The sequence below is a fragment of the Methylophaga sp. F7 genome (assembly GCF_056863975.1).
On the sequence record NZ_CM166511.1, the window covers coordinates 2,071,642 to 2,089,214 of the forward strand.

General features: G+C 44.5%; 13 protein-coding genes and 1 pseudogene. 4 read left to right on the top strand and 10 right to left on the bottom strand.

Annotated features, from left to right (window positions below):
• Positions 1–48 precede the first annotated feature (48 nt).
• Positions 49–1,779, bottom strand: coding sequence for an outer membrane protein assembly factor BamB family protein (locus AC08OG_RS10440; protein WP_482930545.1), 1,731 nt, complete (start codon positions 1,777–1,779; stop codon positions 49–51).
• Positions 1,780–2,160: 381 nt separating this feature from the next.
• Between AC08OG_RS10440 and AC08OG_RS10445 the strand changes: the two genes are divergently transcribed.
• Positions 2,161–2,985 carry a cytochrome-c peroxidase gene (locus AC08OG_RS10445; RefSeq protein ID WP_482930546.1) on the top strand — a complete coding sequence of 275 codons (825 nt, stop codon included), beginning with the start codon at positions 2,161–2,163 and terminating at the stop codon, positions 2,983–2,985.
• Between the two features lie 50 nt (positions 2,986–3,035).
• Here the strand turns inward: AC08OG_RS10445 and AC08OG_RS10450 are convergent, their stop codons facing one another.
• Both AC08OG_RS10450 and AC08OG_RS10455 read right to left on the bottom strand, forming a co-directional pair.
• On the bottom strand, positions 3,036–3,638 hold the full coding sequence (locus AC08OG_RS10450; protein WP_482929458.1) for a cysteine hydrolase family protein: 603 nt from the start codon (positions 3,636–3,638) through the stop codon (positions 3,036–3,038).
• A 28-nt stretch (positions 3,639–3,666) separates the two neighbouring features.
• Positions 3,667–4,668 (bottom strand): catalase family peroxidase, encoded by a 1,002-nt coding sequence (locus tag AC08OG_RS10455; protein WP_439503830.1) that lies wholly within the window; start codon positions 4,666–4,668, stop codon positions 3,667–3,669.
• Positions 4,669–4,867: 199 nt separating this feature from the next.
• Between AC08OG_RS10455 and AC08OG_RS10460 the strand changes: the two genes are divergently transcribed.
• From AC08OG_RS10460 to AC08OG_RS10470, 3 genes are read left to right on the top strand one after another with little or no spacing between them, the layout of a single operon-like run.
• A complete protein-coding gene (locus AC08OG_RS10460) occupies positions 4,868–5,455 on the top strand; it encodes a TetR/AcrR family transcriptional regulator (protein ID WP_482929459.1) in 588 nt (195 codons plus the stop codon).
• Positions 5,456–5,489: 34 nt separating this feature from the next.
• Entirely contained in the window at positions 5,490–5,669 is a 180-nt protein-coding gene (locus AC08OG_RS10465; protein ID WP_482929460.1) for a zinc-binding dehydrogenase, read from the top strand.
• Between the two features lie 24 nt (positions 5,670–5,693).
• Positions 5,694–7,634, top strand: coding sequence for a PQQ-dependent sugar dehydrogenase (locus AC08OG_RS10470; RefSeq protein WP_482929461.1), 1,941 nt, complete (start codon positions 5,694–5,696; stop codon positions 7,632–7,634).
• 350 nt (positions 7,635–7,984) lie between these two features.
• Here AC08OG_RS10470 and AC08OG_RS10475 read toward each other — a convergent pair whose 3' ends face one another.
• The 7 genes and pseudogenes from AC08OG_RS10475 to AC08OG_RS10505 all read right to left on the bottom strand — a co-directional run bounded on the left by AC08OG_RS10475 (position 7,985) and on the right by AC08OG_RS10505 (position 17,527).
• Positions 7,985–9,697, bottom strand: coding sequence for a bifunctional protein-serine/threonine kinase/phosphatase (locus tag AC08OG_RS10475; protein WP_292354143.1), 1,713 nt, complete (start codon positions 9,695–9,697; stop codon positions 7,985–7,987).
• Between the two features lie 14 nt (positions 9,698–9,711).
• Positions 9,712–11,178, bottom strand: coding sequence for a NarK family nitrate/nitrite MFS transporter (locus tag AC08OG_RS10480; RefSeq protein ID WP_482929462.1), 1,467 nt, complete (start codon positions 11,176–11,178; stop codon positions 9,712–9,714).
• 166 nt (positions 11,179–11,344) lie between these two features.
• The gene (locus AC08OG_RS10485; RefSeq protein WP_482929463.1) at positions 11,345–12,844 is read right to left on the bottom strand and encodes a diguanylate cyclase domain-containing protein; all 1,500 of its coding nucleotides are present in this window, start codon (positions 12,842–12,844) and stop codon (positions 11,345–11,347) included.
• A gap of 34 nt (positions 12,845–12,878) precedes the next feature.
• Entirely contained in the window at positions 12,879–14,156 is a 1,278-nt protein-coding gene (locus AC08OG_RS10490; protein ID WP_482929464.1) for an EAL domain-containing protein, read from the bottom strand.
• Positions 14,157–14,273: 117 nt separating this feature from the next.
• Complete coding sequence (locus tag AC08OG_RS10495) at positions 14,274–15,065, bottom strand: ABC transporter ATP-binding protein (RefSeq protein ID WP_482929465.1); 792 nt, start codon at positions 15,063–15,065, stop codon at positions 14,274–14,276.
• Between the two features lie 9 nt (positions 15,066–15,074).
• Positions 15,075–16,097: an ABC transporter permease gene (locus AC08OG_RS10500; protein WP_482929466.1), complete on the bottom strand. Its 1,023-nt coding sequence runs from the start codon at positions 16,095–16,097 to the stop codon at positions 15,075–15,077.
• Between the two features lie 39 nt (positions 16,098–16,136).
• Positions 16,137–17,527: pseudogene (locus tag AC08OG_RS10505) on the bottom strand (CmpA/NrtA family ABC transporter substrate-binding protein).
• Positions 17,528–17,573: the final 46 nt, after the last annotated feature.

A 17,573-nucleotide genomic window follows, 5' to 3' on the forward strand; every position in this document is an offset into this window, starting at 1 on the left:
TTCAGCCATCTGAACTCCGTTCATCAGGATTTATTAATCTGTAAATCTTCAGGGTAAACGCCATACCTTGATTTTCTGTCCGGTTTTGAAACCAAACAGACGATTGCCACCCACCGCAACAGCAATATGCTGTTTACCATTAACACTGTATGTAATCGGTGGCGCATTGACGCCCGCTTCCGTTTTACCACTCCAGCGTTTTTCTCCCGAATCAGCATCAAAGGCCATCAGTTCACCGCTCCCTTCTCCGGTGAACACCAGACCACTGGCTGTACTTAAAACGCCGCCTATCAATGGATTTTCAGTTTTGACCTGCCAGACTATTTCTCCACTATCTAAATCAATTGCAGTTAATAAACCATGTTTTTCAGGAGTATTTAAAGGAGACATCGAAGAATAACGCACCGCTTCTTCTCCATCCTTGGCAGCCTGTTTGTGTAATTTATATTCCACCGGCCAGTGAATGGCGGCAATAAATACCAAACGTCTGCGAGCATCCACTGAAACGGGCGACCAGTTTGCACCGCCCATTACACCAGGATAAATAATCGTTCCTTCACTGCTGGGAAGTTCAAACATGTTTTTTTGCGGGACAAAGGCTTCGCTTTTATAGAGAAACTTACCATTACGTCTGTCATGTACATAAAACCAGCCCGTTTTACCAGCCTGACCAATTGCGGGAGTAGGTTGCCCCTTAATGGTAATATCAAATAAAACCGGCGGACTGGCTACATCATAACCCCAGCTGTCATGCGGGACTTGTTGGTAATGCCAGCGATAATCGCCACTGTTGGCATCAAGTGCTAGTAATGAACTGCTGTAAAGATTATCACCTGGTCTGGATGAGCCTTCCATTTGCGGTGATGGATTACCGGTACCAAAATGCAGAATGCCAGTATATGGGTCAATAACCGGCGTACTCCATGCCGAAGCACCACCATAACGCCAGGCGTCACCGTGCTGTTCCAGAGCGGCTTTTTCTTTTGCTATATCGCGAGGTAATTTCACCCCATCAGCTGTTTTGGTAACAAAATCACCTTCCCAATTTTCAGACTTGATGGTGTCAAACTGCCATTTTTGTTTACCAGTTTCGATGTCATATCCTGCCATGAAACCACGGCGCCCATATTTCCCGGCGATACCGACTACAGCGCCCAAAGGTGAATCAGAATCCGTAGCATCAAGATGTAATCCATATCCCACGCCGGTGATGCCAATAATGACTGTATCCTGATAAATCATCGGGGCCATATTGATGCCCGCTCCCGAGGTACCGGAGACGCTGCCCAGTTCAGTATCGTCCAGCGTACTAACATCTTCCTGAATACCACTGTTTTCATCAACAACACGATTATCCCAGCGTTTTTCTCCTGTTTTGGCATCCAATGCAATCAATCTGGCATCAATGGTGCCGGTAAAAACCATACCATTTGATACAGCCACACCGCGATTGGCAGGACCACAGCAAATGGGATAATCTTCATCTAAATCATGCTCATAACGCCATAATTGTTGACCACTCGCGGCATCCAGTGCGACCACATCGTTAAACGGCAAAGAAACATACATCACACCATTCTGAACCACCGGTGTTGCCTGAAAGGTTTCATTTACACCGGTATCAAATTCCCATGCTTCAACCAGCTCCATAACATTGCTTTTGTTAATTTGGACCAGCTTACTGTGCCGTTGATGTAGATTATCGCCACCATAAACCGGCCATTCAATCTCTGTTGCTAAAACTGGCAGGGATAAAACAGTTAAAAGCCCCCCAACCAGATGATGTGTTTTAAAGGCATGGTTTTCTCTCTCTTAATTATTTTTAGTTATGATAACAATTACTATCGAACAAGAATTTTTTATCCCGTAAATTGGATCTTATGATCCAGATCAAATCAAAGCCCGATAACCCTACAGCAAATAATAAGTCTCCCTAAAATCAAATTATCAACATCTGTTGTTAATCAGATAAGTGAGGTAAGTAATGTATAAAACACTAATGGTAGGACTTATAACGTTTTTAAATATATCCCTTGTGTTGGCAGATAATTTTAGAAATGAGCCCATCAAACCGATACAGCCATTTATTATTACCGAACCCGCCAAAGTTGAACTCGGGAAAAAACTTTTTTTGACCCCAGACTCTCCCGCTCAGGGTTCATATCTTGTAATTCCTGTCATAATCTCAGTATGGGAGGCAGTGATAACTTGCCGACTTCCATTGGTCATAATTGGCAGCAAGGACCAATCAACTCTCCCACCGTACTCAATTCCAGTATGAATCTGGCCCAGTTCTGGGATGGTCGGGCAGCCGATTTGCAGGAACAGGCTGCCGGACCAATTGCTAATCCGATGGAAATGGCTTTTAGCCACTCTCTGGCCATTGATGTTTTGCGTTCGATTCCACAATACGTTGCAGCATTCAATAAAATCTATGGCAGTAATGAGATTACTCTGGATCAGGTTACCAATGCCATAGCAGCTTTTGAAGAAACCCTGGTCACTCCCAATTCCCGTTTTGATCTTTGGCTTAAAGGCAGTGACAATGCCTTGACTGACACTGAAATTGCCGGTTATCAGAAATTTAAAGAAATCGGTTGTGTGGCTTGTCATAACGGGGCTGCTGTAGGTGGCAGTTCATTCCAGAAAATGGGGATTATGGAACCCTACCAGACCGAAAACCCGGCTGAAGGACGTATTGCAGTGACCGGTAAAGATGCCGATCGCTTTTCATTCAAAGTACCAACTTTACGCAATGTTGAATTGACTTACCCATACTTCCATGACGGTGCCTATTGGAAACTGGAAGATGCCGTCGATGTGATGGCCAGACTGCAACTGGGACAGAAGCTGGAAAAACAGGACATTCAAAACATAACGGCATTTTTGAAAACCCTGACGGGTGACCAGCCTCAATTTGCCGTACCACAATTGCCACCCTCTACTGGCGACACACCGATTCCTGTTCCATTTGAAAAGGAATAAGTAAAAAAGCCCGCCAGAGTTGATAACTGGCGGGCTTTTCTATTGAGCTGTTAATCAGACAGGTCTGAAACCCTATCAACTACTGCCGCATATAAATCTCGAGTTGAAGCAATCGCGCCATCCTGAACCTGTTCAGCCGAAATAACTTTGCCACCAGCAGCCTGAAGCGGGCGGGTTGCAGTCGTACTGGCCACAACAGTAGGTTTATACCCCAGATTAAATCCGCCATGCGCGGTGGAATTTACACACATATGTGTCATAAATCCTGCCAACACTATATTTTCAATATTCAGTGATTTCAGTCTTTGATCCAATTCAGTTTGCACAAATGCATTGGGAAAGTTTTTAGTAATAACGTATTCCCCGTCTTGAGGTGCCACTTCATTGGAAATCTGACCAATATCCGTAGTGAGATCGTAAGGTGAGCCCACACCTCCATCATGTTGAATATGAATGATAGGGATATTTAACGCCCTTGCACGTTCCAGCAAAGCTTTGGCTTCCAAAATAGCTTTTTCCACGCCAGTGAGCTGCATAACTCCCACACGATAAGTATTTTGACAATCAACCATGATCAATGCTGAATGACTTAAATGGGCTGGCTGATGGCCTAGGCCGACAATGTCTCTCAATGTGGTGGGTGTGTTGCTCATATTGCTCCTTTAAAAATTCATTTGGATTTTATTCTGCACGATGTTGAAAACTGACCGCATAGGCTGCAGGGCGAGCCAGTAATATTGGATCGTCTGAAGGTTCAATACCCTCCGGCAAAGCCAGTGGGTTAAACATGGTTTTGCGTTCATATTCCAATGCATTACCTCTTACCGCTTCTATAACAATGGTTCCTAACTCAACCACTTCACGACTTTCTGGCCAGATTACCGTAGCATCATCCACTTCATCATTTTCATTAGCAATTTGCAGTTTTAAATGAAACTTCACTAGTTCTCGCGGCAAGCGTTCACGAATTTCATTCATCAGATAATCTTTATTCTGTTCACCGGCTACTTTCTGTCCAAGCATTTTTTCATCTTCAAAAGGCTCAACGATATAACGTCCATAAACTGATTGACCAAGCTCATTGGTAAATTTAAACGCATTAATGCTGTGATATGACAACACCGCAAAACTGGCCGGCACCGGTTTTGGATAGTTCGCAAAAGCTTTGGCAGCTGGATTTTCCTGAATATATTTCTTTAACGGCGTGGGTGATTCTTCGCTGTTTGCAGAATTTTTAACCGCCGTCAAAAACTGTAGAAATTCCTTTGGGGTTGCAGCAGGAAACCTTGGTACTGAACTTAATACCAGGTCCGTGTATTCGTCATCTTTCAGACTAAAACGGACGGCCATTCCCTTGATGATTCCTCGTGGATCATTATCGGCAATATCCGGAATGCCGGTGCCATTTGAAAACCTTACAACGATAGGAGTCGCAGCATCAGTGTTGAAATGTTCTGCTTTGGATATTCGCGAAGCAGATTCATCTGGATAAAAATCACCTTTTAACACCACACCTTTCGCATGAACAGATCGAAAACCTTCATGAGGTCCATCAAATAACTCATGCTGAATATCGACTATCTTCGCTACCGTCTCTACATCATTTTCCTCAGCATGAGCCGATACAGATGAAAGACTCAGTAATAATGCCACCATCGAACCTGTCATTTTAGTGATTTGCATGTTTGCCTCCAATATTCATTATGAATCCATTTTCATGAAGCCTTTAAATAGTACGAACCTTTCTGTCTAAATTAGTTCAGGAGTTCATAAGTTCCAATAACATCGATTAAAACTAGGCCATTAAAATCAAATTTACTGGTTTACAGTTACTAGACGACTGGTCTATTATGGGGTCACTTTAGTAGACGACCGGTCTAATATGACACGCATCGAAACAAGACAATCATTAATCAAAGTCGGTACCGACGTTATCGGCAGCCATGATTTTAACCCAACAGGCTTAAATACCGTGTTAAAAACCGCTGGCGTACCGAAAGGTTCGTTTTATTATTATTTTGCCAGTAAAGAAGATTTCGGCCTGGCTATCATTGATGAATTCGCGATTGCCTATAACGAAAAAATTGACTCGTTTCTCAGCGATACAAAAGTCAGTCCGCTGCAACGGATTCGTAACTATCTGCAAAATGGACTGGAAACAATCAGCGAAGGACAGTGTAAGCGTGGCTGCCTGATTGGCACCTTAGGACAGGAATTATCCAGCCAAAATGAAACATTCCGAGTTCGGCTGGATCAAGTGTTCGAAGGCTGGAAACAACAATTTGGCCTGTGTATCCAAGCTGCTATCGATTGTGGTGAACTCTCTGAAGATACTGATATAGAACAACTTTCCGAGTTTTTACTATCAGGCTGGCAAGGTGCAATTTTACGCGCCAAAATGCATTCCAGCATCAGTCCCCTGCAGGCTTTTATCGATACGACTTTTGATCGTGTATTGATCACCCGCTAAATAATTTATTTCTACCAATTACCCGGAGATTTTTATGAGCAAAGTTGCTCTTTTACAGCTCGGTGTGGAATTTATCGAAAAAGGCTTAGCGGCTGGCCACCTCAAACCGGTTAATGCCAAAACCTATTTATTGGATGACATTGTTGCTGGACATCAGTACGTGGAATCCAACCAACAAATTGGCAAAATCATTGTCACCACTTCAAAAACCTAATGCTTTTCACAATGGAGGAATCCTATGAAGTTTAACCTCAAGACTCTAAGTGCCTTAACCCTTGCTTCGCTTGGTTTAATTAGCACTGCTAGCTTCGCCGATGCAGCTGATGTCGAAAAAAACCTGCATAAACTCAATGTACCTGATGGCTTTAAAGTTGAAGTTTATGCAGAAGTGCCTGGCGCACGGCAAATGGCACTGGGCCAGTCCACCGGTACCGTGTTTGTCGGTACCCGTGGCCAAAAAGCTTATGCAGTAGTGGATCGTAATAAAGATCGTAAAGCCGATGAAGTGGTCACTATTCTTGACGACCTTAAAGTGGGTAACGGTGTCGCCATGTATCAGGGCAACTTATATGTTGCCGAACAAAACCGTATTGCCCGCTATGCAGCGCCCGGCTTTGATCTGAGCCTACCCTTTAAAGAAATGCGCGAAGTGATTTATGAAGATCTGCCTGATAAAGCGCATCATGGCTGGCGTTATATTGACTTTGGACCCGATGGCAAACTCTATGTCACCGTCGGCGCTCCATGTAATATTTGCGACGTAAAAGGTCAGGAAGCCACCATTATCCGGATGAATCCAGATGGCAGTGATGTTGAAATCTATGCTGAAGGTATTCGTAATTCTGTCGGTATGGATTTCCAACCGGACACCGGAACATTGTATTTCACCGATAACAACACCGATATGATGGGTGATGACATTCCACCGGGTGAATTAAACGCTGCACCTGAAAAAGGCATGCACTTTGGCTTCCCCTACTATGCCGGCGGTAAAGAACGTCATGAAGACTGGGCCGATAAAACACCGCCTAAAGACGTTACTTATCCCGTTGTCGAATTTCAAGCACACGCCGCCGCACTAGGCATGAAGTTTTATACCGGCAACATGTTCCCGGAAGATTTCAAAGGTGATGTCATCATTGCCCAGCATGGTTCATGGAACCGCACAGAACCGGTTGGCTATCAGTTAATGCGTGTCACGTTTGATGAAAACAATGAAGTCAGTGGTCATGAAACCTTTATTGATGGCTGGTTAAAGGATGGTGAAGCGTGGGGACGTCCAACTGACGTCTTGCAATTACCTGATGGTTCGGTGCTGGTCTCTGATGATTTTAATGGTGTGATTTACCGCGTCAGTTACGGTGAACAACAGAGTGATGCTCAAACAACCAGCACAAGTCATGGCAACAACACGATAGAAGATCTGATGATGCCGGAATCAGCTATCGCCCATCCGGATGGACGGGTATTTGTCACTGAAATCGGTGAGTTTGGTAAAAAAGGTGATGGTAAAGTCACTGTTGTGAACACCGATGGCAGCACTGAAACGTTAGTTGATGGCCTGAACGATCCAAAAGGCATCGATATGTTTAACAACACCTTATACGTTGCCGATGTCGATCAATTGGTGAAAATCAGTCTGGATGGCAAAAGCGAAGTGATGGTTAAATCAGCTGACTTTCCAGGTAAACCAGTGTTTCTCAATGATGTCGAAATCGATGGTCATGGCAATATCTATGTGTCCGACAGTGGTGATGATAACGGCAAAGATGCCGGTATTTATCAAGTTACAGCCAAAGGCAAGGTAACTGAAATCATCAACCAGAATTCCGGTATCAAACGTCCCAATGGTTTGTTAATGGATGGCTATAACAAGATGCTGGTAGCTGATTTTGGCACTGGTGATTTGTTCCAGCTGGATATTGACTCCGCTAAAGCCACCAAAGTAAACACTGGTTTTGGGGGTGCAGACGGTCTGGTTCGGGATACTAATGGATTTTTATATATCAGTGACTGGAATAACGGCAAGGTATGGCAGTTAAATGAAGCTAAAGCTACGCCACAACTGATCACCGACGAGTATGAAGCCGCAGCCGATATTGCTTTATCAGCCGATGGCAAACATATTCTGATGCCCGATATGAAAGCCGGAAAACTGTATTTCCTGCCGATTAAATAAGTCGATTTAAAATCTCTCAAAAAGCCGGGACTTGTCCCGGCTTTTTGGTTTTTACTAATATGGATTGTTAACGTATTAAACAGGAATAAATCCTTCAGCTTGAATTCAGATTTGTCTGCTAATTTTTCCCACACTGTTAGATTGGTTGTTGTGGGGTGATATATGTTCAACAAACGCAGTATTAAACAATTTCTCATCATCAGTTTTCATTGTTTATTAGCATTACTGCTTCTGATACAAATGAGTTTTCAATGGTTGTTTCCCATCACTAAAATCAAGCGAAGTCTGAAATCTCACCTAGTAGACCCCTCTTTACTTTGTGACCGATCAGAAATGAAGATCTGACACCATCAACCCAATAGTTGGTACAGCAATAGTAGATTAAATAACAAACTTAATACTGCTAACGTTTGCCAGAATCGCACAGGATGACGTTCAATCAATGGCACAAATTCAGTTTGTAAAAATGCCGGGTTGGGTTTTAGCAGGTCCGTCTGCAGTTCGGATAAGGCTTCATAGCGTCGTTGTGGATTAAGCTGTACGGACTTTTCTATCGCTTTATCAACCCACACAGGAATATCGTTTGTCACTAGCGTCAGAGATTTATAATTCAGGCGGCTCAATTGCTGACGATTTATGTGTTTTTCGAAACGCTTTCCGTAAGGTAACTGTCCGCTCAGCAATTGGTAAATAATCGAGCCCAAAGAAAACTGATCAGCCTGCACTCCCGCCTGTTCTCCCAGTAGATATTCAGGCGCGGTAAATTCTTTGGTTCCCAGCAGTTTTTTGCGTTCTATCGGCGATGCCACATCCGCGATACCAGCTATTCGGGTGGAACCAAAATCAATAATTTTCACCACACCTTCATCACTAAGCAGGACATTACCGGGCTTAAGATCTTGATGCAGCATATCCAGTCGGTGAAATGCCCGAAGTCCTGAGATCAGTTGTGGGAGTATCTGTCTGACTTCACTCAGACTAAGTGGCCCTTCATCATCCAGTTTCTGTTGCAGCGTTTTGCCCGCCACATATTCCATCACATAATAAAGAAAGCGTCGGGGACGCTGTTGCTCAACGATGCGAACGACATGGGCATTGTCAATTCGTCGTCCAATCCACTCTTCCAGCTGAAAACGTTCCAGATAGGCCGGATCATCTTCAAAGTTTACTGAGGGTGTTTTCAACACCACTTTCTGCTGGGTTTGGGTATCTATTGCCAGATACAGCTGACTGGTGGAACTGGCATGCAGCTCACGTAACACCCGGTAACCATCAAGAATGACACCTTCGTACAATTCTGGTGGAAACGGTAACGCCGTCAATCGGGCATAGACTTCATCCGGCTTGGGATCAGATAACTCGTCAATACAAAACACTTGGCAGCTTACATTATCTCCACTGCCGTTTTGCAACGCTAACTCACACAATTCTTTGGCACACTGCTCAGGATCAGCATTGTCGCTTAACTGCTGTTTAATGACATTGTCTGCAACAAACTCATAAACACCATCCGTCATCAATATAAAAACATCACCCTGTTCCACAGCCAGGTTTTTATAGTCGATATCCAAAGCATAATCGACTCCCAATGCCCGTCCCAGATATTCCTTTCCTTGATCCAGTTTTATACGGTGATCCTGGGTTAGTTGTTCCAGCGTATTATTACGATAATGATAGATACGGGCATCGCCAACATGAAATAGATGAGCGGTAACTGATTTGATAATCACCGCCGAGAAGGTCGTAGCAAAGCCTCGTGACATTTCCCGAAACTGATGACTCTGGCCACACAGCCAGACATTTATCGCCGTTAAAACCTTGCCACCGGATTGTTTGACCGACCAGGTATCTGGTGTACTGAAATAATCAGCAATAAATCCGGTGATGGCGGCATGACTGGCCTCGCGGGCCTGTTCGCTGCTACTGATACCATCGGCAATTGCACAGATGGTACCCTTGCTTTCCAGCAGCAAGCTGTTCTCCGGGGCATAAAAACCGATCGCATCCTGATTTTCGGCTTTCACTCCGGCCCGCGAGTATTGCCCGCAACGGACTTTCAGCATGATCTCGACCCCGTTTAATGCACGTCGATCATTTGCACGGTTCCATCCGGCAATACTTCTGCCATCTGGCCGCGCGGCTCATCCATAAATTGCACTACGATCAAGGTAACAACCGCGGTGGCAGCAATCACCCAGAAAAACAACTGCGCTGAGACCACGGATAATACCGTCAAAAACAATAACGCACCGACATTACCATATGCGCCAGCCATCCCAGCAATTTGTCCCGTCAGACGACGTTGTACTAAAGGTACCACAGCAAACACCGCTCCTTCACCCGCCTGAACAAAGAACGAACAGCACATAGTCGCCAACACAGCTAATACAATAAACCATTCAGGCGTAATCAGGCCCATAACAAAATAGCCCACAGCCAAGCCTGCCAGACAAATGGTCAGCGTCAATTTACGACCCAGCTTATCACTGAAGTAACCGCCGGTTGGCCGTGAGACCAGGTTCATAAAGGCAAAACCGGATGCCAGTAGTCCGGCCTGAACAACAGTAATATCAAATGTTTCACTGAAAAATAACGGTAACATCGACACCACCGCTAACTCAGAACCGAACGTTGCCAGATAGGCCAGATTCAGCACCGCTACCTGCTTGAATTTGTAACGATGAATTTCTGGAACCGGCGTATGAAATATTGATTTGTTGACCTGAAAAATATGGTAAAGCTGGTACAAAAACAACAGTATTAGTCCAGCATAAATCAGCATGGATACTGATTCAGTCAGTAATGAGACCCCGTTTGGAGACAGTTTCCAGGCTAGCAGTGCCAAAGCGCCATACATCGGCAGAGTCATCAGAATTAATAAAGCAAAGTCGCCTTTGCTGGTAACTTCCATTGCCCCGGACTTTTTCGGTTTGAAATAAGTTGACCCTTTTGGCGTATCAGAAACGCTGTTGTAATAGATAAACGCATAAATCAACGCAATTAAGCCGGTCAGCGCTACCGCATAACGCCAGCCTTCATCACCGCCAAACATCAACGCAATCGTCGGCAGACTCATCGCCGCTGCAGCTGAACCAAAATTACCCCAGCCCCCGTAAATGCCTTCCGCCAGACCGACCTGTTTAGCTGGAAACCACTCTGAAATCATTCGAATACCGATAACAAAACCAGCACCGACAAAGCCCAGCATAAAACGAGCTAATGCCATTTGTTCAAAACTGTCGGCCATCGCAAAAAAGAAACACAACATACTGGAAATCCCCAGCAGCAATGAATACATGATTTTGGGGCCGTATTTATCTACTAACATCCCCACCACAATCCGGGCAGGAATGGTCAGCGCGACATTCAGAATCAATAGAGTTTTAACTTGCTGGTCGGTGAGGCCAAGTGTTTCTTTAATCGAAACCAGTAATGGTGCATGGTTAAACCAGACCACAAAACTGATAAAAAAAGCCATCCAGCTGAGATGTAAAATGCGGCTGTTACCGCTGAAGGATAAAAATTTTAAATTTGAGGCAGACATTGTGTTCTCACTACAGAACGTTTGACCAACATTGGTCATCATCTTTAGCGGGAATTATGCCAACTTATAAGCCATTGATTTTGTTAAGTACTTATTATTTAAACAGGTATCTTATGCACTTATTTAAGCCATAGTTATTCTTGCTGCACCATGGCTGTGCAGATTGTCAGGCGACAAAAGCTACTGCATTCTTGCCTGATTGTTTTACCCGGTACATCGCTTCATCGGCTGCTTTTAACAAGGCATCAATGTTTTCACCATCCTCGGGATAACGGGCAATGCCAATACTGGCCCCCACCTGACAAGGGCAGTTATCAATCACCATTTTTTCGGAAAGTGTGGCAATGATTTTATCGCCTACAGTTTGTAAATGCGTATCTTTAGCTGCATCACTAATCAGCACGACAAACTCATCTCCACCAATACGAAATACGGTATCCGATGCACGTAAACGCTGACCAATGCGCTGAGCCACCTCTATTAATAAGGCATCACCCACATGATGACCACAATCGTCATTAACGGATTTGAAGTTATCCAGATCAATAAACATCATCGCCAGCGAGGTACCCTTGCGCTGTGCCTGTAATATGGCCTGCTCTGCCAGCAGGCTGAACTGTGCCCGGTTGGCCAGACCGGTCAAACTATCTTTATGCGCCATTTCGGTAAGTGCCAGCTCCAGTTGTTTGCGTTCGGTAATATCACGAATATCACCGCTGAGTTCAATGGTGCGACCATCTTCACTACGATTGAGTTGAAGTAACATTTCGGCATCAATTAGTTCATTGTCAGCCCTGACCAGTTGTACTTCACAGCGGCTATAAGGCAAAGGGCGAAATTTTTTGGCCAGTAATAATAAATGTGAGATGCGTGTCGCTGATTCCTGATCAAACAGACGGTGGTAGTGTTGGCCGAGATAATACCGTTCTTCGTGTTGCAGCAATAATTTCACAGACGCACTAATAAAGGTGATATTGCCACTGGCAGAATTGATGACGATAACGATATCTGAACTTTTTTCCATCAGCTTGCTGAAATACTGCTCGCGACGAATCAATCGATTTATTGCCATCGCAAATGACAACAGAATCAAAATCACAATAATGCTCTGTAATCCTCTCAACAAATATGTTTGCCGTTTAGCAGAAGCTTCGAGTTGATTGGTTAATTTATTCATCAGAACGAGTAACTGCGGATTATCCGCTACCATGGCATTCACCAGTTGCTCCAACGCCGATTCCCTAACCTGCAATTGTTGAATAGATTGGTACAACGGTTTCCACAACGCAATTGACTGCATCAGTGTTTTTTGAATTACGGTTTCATTGAATTGTTCAACCTGAATAAGTTGACCATTGGCGCTTAACGTTTCACCACCATTAATCATGGCGTTCAGAGTTTGATCGAATAAGGACATGGCGTCCATCAATTCCTGATAAGACTCGTCGGTACTAAGCCCCTGACTTTGCTGATAACGCATTAACAACAGTGATTTGGTCATTTTCTGTGACAACATGCGTTGACGACCAGCAATATTGATATTGATTGAGGAAGCTTCCAGCTGAACCGAAATATGATAATTCATTGCCAGTAAAGTGATATCAAAGATAATCACCAGACTGAGTGGCAGCAAAAAATGTCGGTACTTTTTGATTACCTCAAACATGCCCCCCCTTATTATCCGCTAAGGATTCTTTGCGTTAATCGTCCTGCCAGTCCAGATCGCAACAAAACACATAAAGCTTGTTATGCACCACTACCGTCTGAGAAACTGTGATACACATTCTGGAGTCAGCGACGGATAGATAGGGTCGACTTAACTGCATTTCGCCGGGATGTTCAATGGCTCTGAAATGATAGTGTTTGTGTGACCAGTTAGCATTATCACCTGATAAAAGCGGGGTAAAACGCGTGTCCATTTTTTGCTGGTAATTCGGAGAATAAACATTTCTGGCCATCTGATAACCCACTTCATCCAATAAATAACAGCGCACGGCACGCTTTTCCTTAAACAAAATAAGCGTGCTGGTATCAAAGGCATTGGTAATAGAAAATTCACTGACGGCCTGACGAAACAGTGTTTCGATCTTTTTAAAATCCTGATTCATTTGATGACTGTTTTTAAAGCGCTGGCGTTGCTGAATTTTCAATAAATGATCAATATCTTCAGAAAATTTACTGTTTTGGGAGATACGTTGCTGCGGTCGGGCAAAATAGAAGCCCTGAACCATATCGGCATTAGCCGCTATAGCTACCAGTGCTTCCCGTTCAGTTTCCACCCCTTCTATCACCACCAGGCTGCCGGCTTCGTGTATCAGTGATACGACGCCGGTCAGAATGCGTTCAACTCGACTCGAGGTGCCCGCACCATGGATCATACTGCGATCAATTTTTACAATATCCGGTTCCAATTCCCAGATACGATCAAAATTGGAATGCCCGGCACCAAAATCATCAATCGCTATCAGGCAACCCAAATCCCGAAAATGGCGAATCAAACTGCGTAAATATTGCCGGTCATCAATTTCACTTTCGAGAATTTCAATAACCACCCTATGTGGGGAAATACCGGTCTGCTCAAATAACGCATTCATAAAGCCGGCATCAGGGCGCTCAGCTACCAGACATTGTGAATTAAGGTTCAGAAATAACCAGGCTTCACCATTCGGCTGACGGGCAAAATTATGCATATGCAACCGTCGACATAATCGATCCAGAGACAGATTTTCAACACCGGTTTGCGGTATTGCCAAGAGCTCTATTGGTGAATGGGGTTGTTTTTCGGTATCGACCGCGCGAATCAGTCCTTCGTAGCCAACAGGACGACGATGCGAGATGCTGAAAATGGGCTGAAAATGACTGCTCAACGTTAAATGATGATAATCAGCCGTCACATATAGACTGGTTTGTTCAGCATCATGCATCTGCTGCATTGGCATACCTTTAAATTCTGATTGGAAAGCAACTGTGTTCAACATAATATAGCGGCCAATTCACCGAGAAGTTTTGTTAATTATCAAACCTGCCCAACGTGAGCAGGTTTGATTCACACTTGCATCCATGCCAACACGTCTTATTTAGCTCATTTCAACGCATCAGGCAGCCTTCCTGGCATGCCTTTGATGTAAAAATTTAATCACTTCAGAACGGTAATGGTTGTAATCGGCATTATCTGCCAAGTCCAGTCTTTGTCTTGGTCGGGGAAGATCGACCTGCAGAATTTCACCAATACTGGCTGCCGGACCATTGGTCATCATAACGATTTTGTCAGACAGCAACACGGCTTCATCCACATCATGGGTAATCATAATGACCGTGTTATTCAGATCAGACTGAATATCCATCAGCGAGTCCTGCAAATGCGCCCGGGTTAAGGCATCTAATGCGCCGAAAGGTTCATCCATTAACAATACTTTTGGCTCCATCGCTAATGCCCTTGCGATACCGATCCGCTGTTTCATGCCACCTGAAATTTCCGCGGGTAGTTTGTCTTTGGCATGAGTCATATGCACCAATTCCAGATTGTGTAATGTCCAGTCACGAATCTGTTGCCGATTACGAGTTTTACCAAACACCGATTTCACTGCCAATTCGACATTTTGATAGCAAGTGAGCCAGGGAAACAAGGCATGATTCTGGAACACGATGGCCCGATCCGGACCCGGTTCATTTACCTCTTTGCCCTGGAGAATCACCCCACCTTCAGTGGCCTGATATAAACCACCAACAATATTCATAACAGTCGATTTACCACAGCCGGAGTGACCAATAATACTGACAACTTCACCTTTGTTGATTTGGAGGTTCACATTGTCCAACGCCCTAAATGGGCCATTGGCGGTTGGAAAATCAATACTGACATGATCGATATTTAAATAACTTTCCATTGTCTGCTCCTAGCGAATATTTGCGGTTTTGTCGTATGAGAAAAATTTCTGCAATGTGAGCATAATGCGATCCAATGCAAAGCCAATCAGACCAATCGCCAATACCGCGACCATAATGCGGCTGAGCGAATTGGAACTGCCATTTTGAAACTCATCCCAGACAAACTTACCCAGACCCGGGTTTTGTGCGAGCATTTCTGCTGCAATTAATACCATCCAGCCGATCCCCAGCGAAATTCTCAATCCGGTAAAAATCATCGGAATGGAAGAAGGGACCACAATTTTCCACACCGTCGTGAAATATCCCAATCGCAACACCTTTCCCACATTAAGCAAGTCACGATCAATGGAAGACACGCCAACCGCAGTATTAATCAAGGTCGGCCACAAAGAACACAACATAACGGTGATGGCCGAGGTAATAAATGATTTTGAGAACATCGGATCGGCCGACACGTACACTGCACTGACCACCATGGTCACAATGGGCAGCCAGGCCAGTGGCGACACTGGTTTGAAAATCTGGATCAGAGGATTTATTGCGTTATACAGATTTTGACTTAAACCACTGACGATACCGATCGGAATCGCAATCAAACTGGCCAGCAGAAAACCGACAAATACGGTAAACAGACTGGTCCATATCTGATCAATAAAAGTGGGTCTTCCATTGAAGTCCCGAACTTTAATTTCGGCATCGGGATTTTTCGCCAGTTTGTTCGCATTCCGCTGTTCCTGGCGCTGATAAAAATCTGTCTCACGCTGACGTTCAGCCTGATGTTCTTCATTCAGCACCTTAACCTGCTCCCATACCTGAACCGGTCCGGGCAATTGGCCAAGACTGGTATCAACTTTGGCAGCCCCAAAATGCCAGAAACATAGAAAGGCAAGCATTGCTATCAATGGCAAACCAATCATTTTGACTAGCTGTTGAAATTGAAACCCGGCGGGTTCCCCACCAGCGATTTTCGCCAGTGGGACGAACCAGTTGAGCCCCGTTATTTCCAGAAAATATATGAGTTTATCGTTCATAAGAGTCCATCTTTGTCCGTTTTATGAAAAGCAGGGGAATTAATCCACCTGCTCCTCTCCTTTCAGGCCAATGGCAAATTTTTCCAGGTAAGCATTAGGTGCTGTCCCGTCAAATTCGATGCCATCGATAAACTCATTTTGAGCCGGTTTGAAACCCGTTTCAGAGGAGAAATCCGGGAAATCTGCAACAGCTAACTTGCCCTCTTCAATCAATTCTTTTGCTGCAATTTGATAAATATCAGGACGATAAACTTTCTTTGCCATATCGGTATACCAGCTATCCGATTTGGCTTCCGGGATCTGGCCCCAACGACGCATTTGGGTCAGATACCAGATGGCGTCACTGTAATATGGATAGGTCGCGTTATAACGGAAAAACACATTGAAATCGGGGATTTCACGTTTATCACCTTTTTCGTATTCAAAGGTGCCCGTCATGCTGTTGGCAATCACATCATAATCAGCACCGACATAATAACTTTGTGAAAGTATTTCAACGGCCTCAGGACGATTGGCATTATTCTCAGCATCCAGCCAATGTGCAGCACGGATAAGGGCCTTAACTAATGCAATATGGGTGTTGGGGTTTTCATCAGCCCATTGCTGGCTGACACCGAACACCTTCTCTGGGTTATTTTTCCAGATTTCGTAGTCGGTAATCACCGGTACCCCGATCTCCATAAATACTGCCTGCTGATTCCATGGCTCGCCCACGCAATAACCTTCAATGGTTCCAGCTTCCATCGTCGATGGCATTTGAGGTGGAGGTGTGACCGATAACAAGGCTTCTGCCTTAAGCTGACCACTACTGTCACCTTTGTGCGGTGCGTAATAGCCTGGATGAATGCCGCCAGCTGCCAGCCAGTAACGTAATTCATAGTTATGGGTGGAGACAGGAAAAACCATGCCCATATTGAACGACTTACCTTGCTGTTTGTAACTATCAATAACCGGTTTTAAAGCTTCAGCACTGATCGGATGCTGGGGCTTGCCATCCTCTGCCATGGGGATATGCGGTTTCATCTGTTCCCATACATTATTGGAAACAGTGATCGCATTACCATTGAGATCCATACTGAAGGCAGTAATGATATCGGCCTGAGTTCCATAACCAATTGTCGCACCAAGCGGTTGTCCGGCAAGCATATGGGCACCATCAAGTGCACCATTAATTACTCCATCCAGCAGCACTTTCCAGTTTGCCTGGGCTTCCAGCGTGACGTACAAGCCTTCATCTTAAAAAAACCTTTTTCATAGGCGATTGCTAATGGCGCCATATCGGTGAGCTTGATAAAACCAAGACGAAGATCTTCTTTTTCCAGCTCGCCCGGAGCTGACAGTGAATTTGTGGAAAAACTGATAACACCGATGACGCCAAAGGCAGATAACCAGCGGCGTATGGAATGGGAATTTACTTTGGGTAAAGACATAAAAAGCTCCAACTTTTATGGCCAGTTCAGTCTGATGACTCCATTA

Excerpts from the sequence above, each read along its gene's own strand:
- AC08OG_RS10450 (WP_482929458.1), bottom strand. The coding sequence starts at position 3,638 with ATGAGCAACACACCCACCACATTGAGAGACATTGTCGGCCTAGGCCAT.
- AC08OG_RS10455 (WP_439503830.1), bottom strand. The coding sequence starts at position 4,668 with ATGCAAATCACTAAAATGACAGGTTCGATGGTGGCATTATTACTGAGT.
- AC08OG_RS10460 (WP_482929459.1), top strand. The coding sequence starts at position 4,868 with ATGACACGCATCGAAACAAGACAATCATTAATCAAAGTCGGTACCGAC.
- AC08OG_RS10465 (WP_482929460.1), top strand. The coding sequence starts at position 5,490 with ATGAGCAAAGTTGCTCTTTTACAGCTCGGTGTGGAATTTATCGAAAAA.
- AC08OG_RS10470 (WP_482929461.1), top strand. The coding sequence starts at position 5,694 with ATGAAGTTTAACCTCAAGACTCTAAGTGCCTTAACCCTTGCTTCGCTT.
- AC08OG_RS10475 (WP_292354143.1), bottom strand. The coding sequence starts at position 9,697 with ATGCTGAAAGTCCGTTGCGGGCAATACTCGCGGGCCGGAGTGAAAGCC.
- AC08OG_RS10480 (WP_482929462.1), bottom strand. The coding sequence starts at position 11,178 with ATGTCTGCCTCAAATTTAAAATTTTTATCCTTCAGCGGTAACAGCCGC.
- AC08OG_RS10485 (WP_482929463.1), bottom strand. The coding sequence starts at position 12,844 with ATGTTTGAGGTAATCAAAAAGTACCGACATTTTTTGCTGCCACTCAGT.
- AC08OG_RS10490 (WP_482929464.1), bottom strand. The coding sequence starts at position 14,156 with ATGTTGAACACAGTTGCTTTCCAATCAGAATTTAAAGGTATGCCAATG.
- AC08OG_RS10495 (WP_482929465.1), bottom strand. The coding sequence starts at position 15,065 with ATGGAAAGTTATTTAAATATCGATCATGTCAGTATTGATTTTCCAACC.
- AC08OG_RS10500 (WP_482929466.1), bottom strand. The coding sequence starts at position 16,097 with ATGAACGATAAACTCATATATTTTCTGGAAATAACGGGGCTCAACTGG.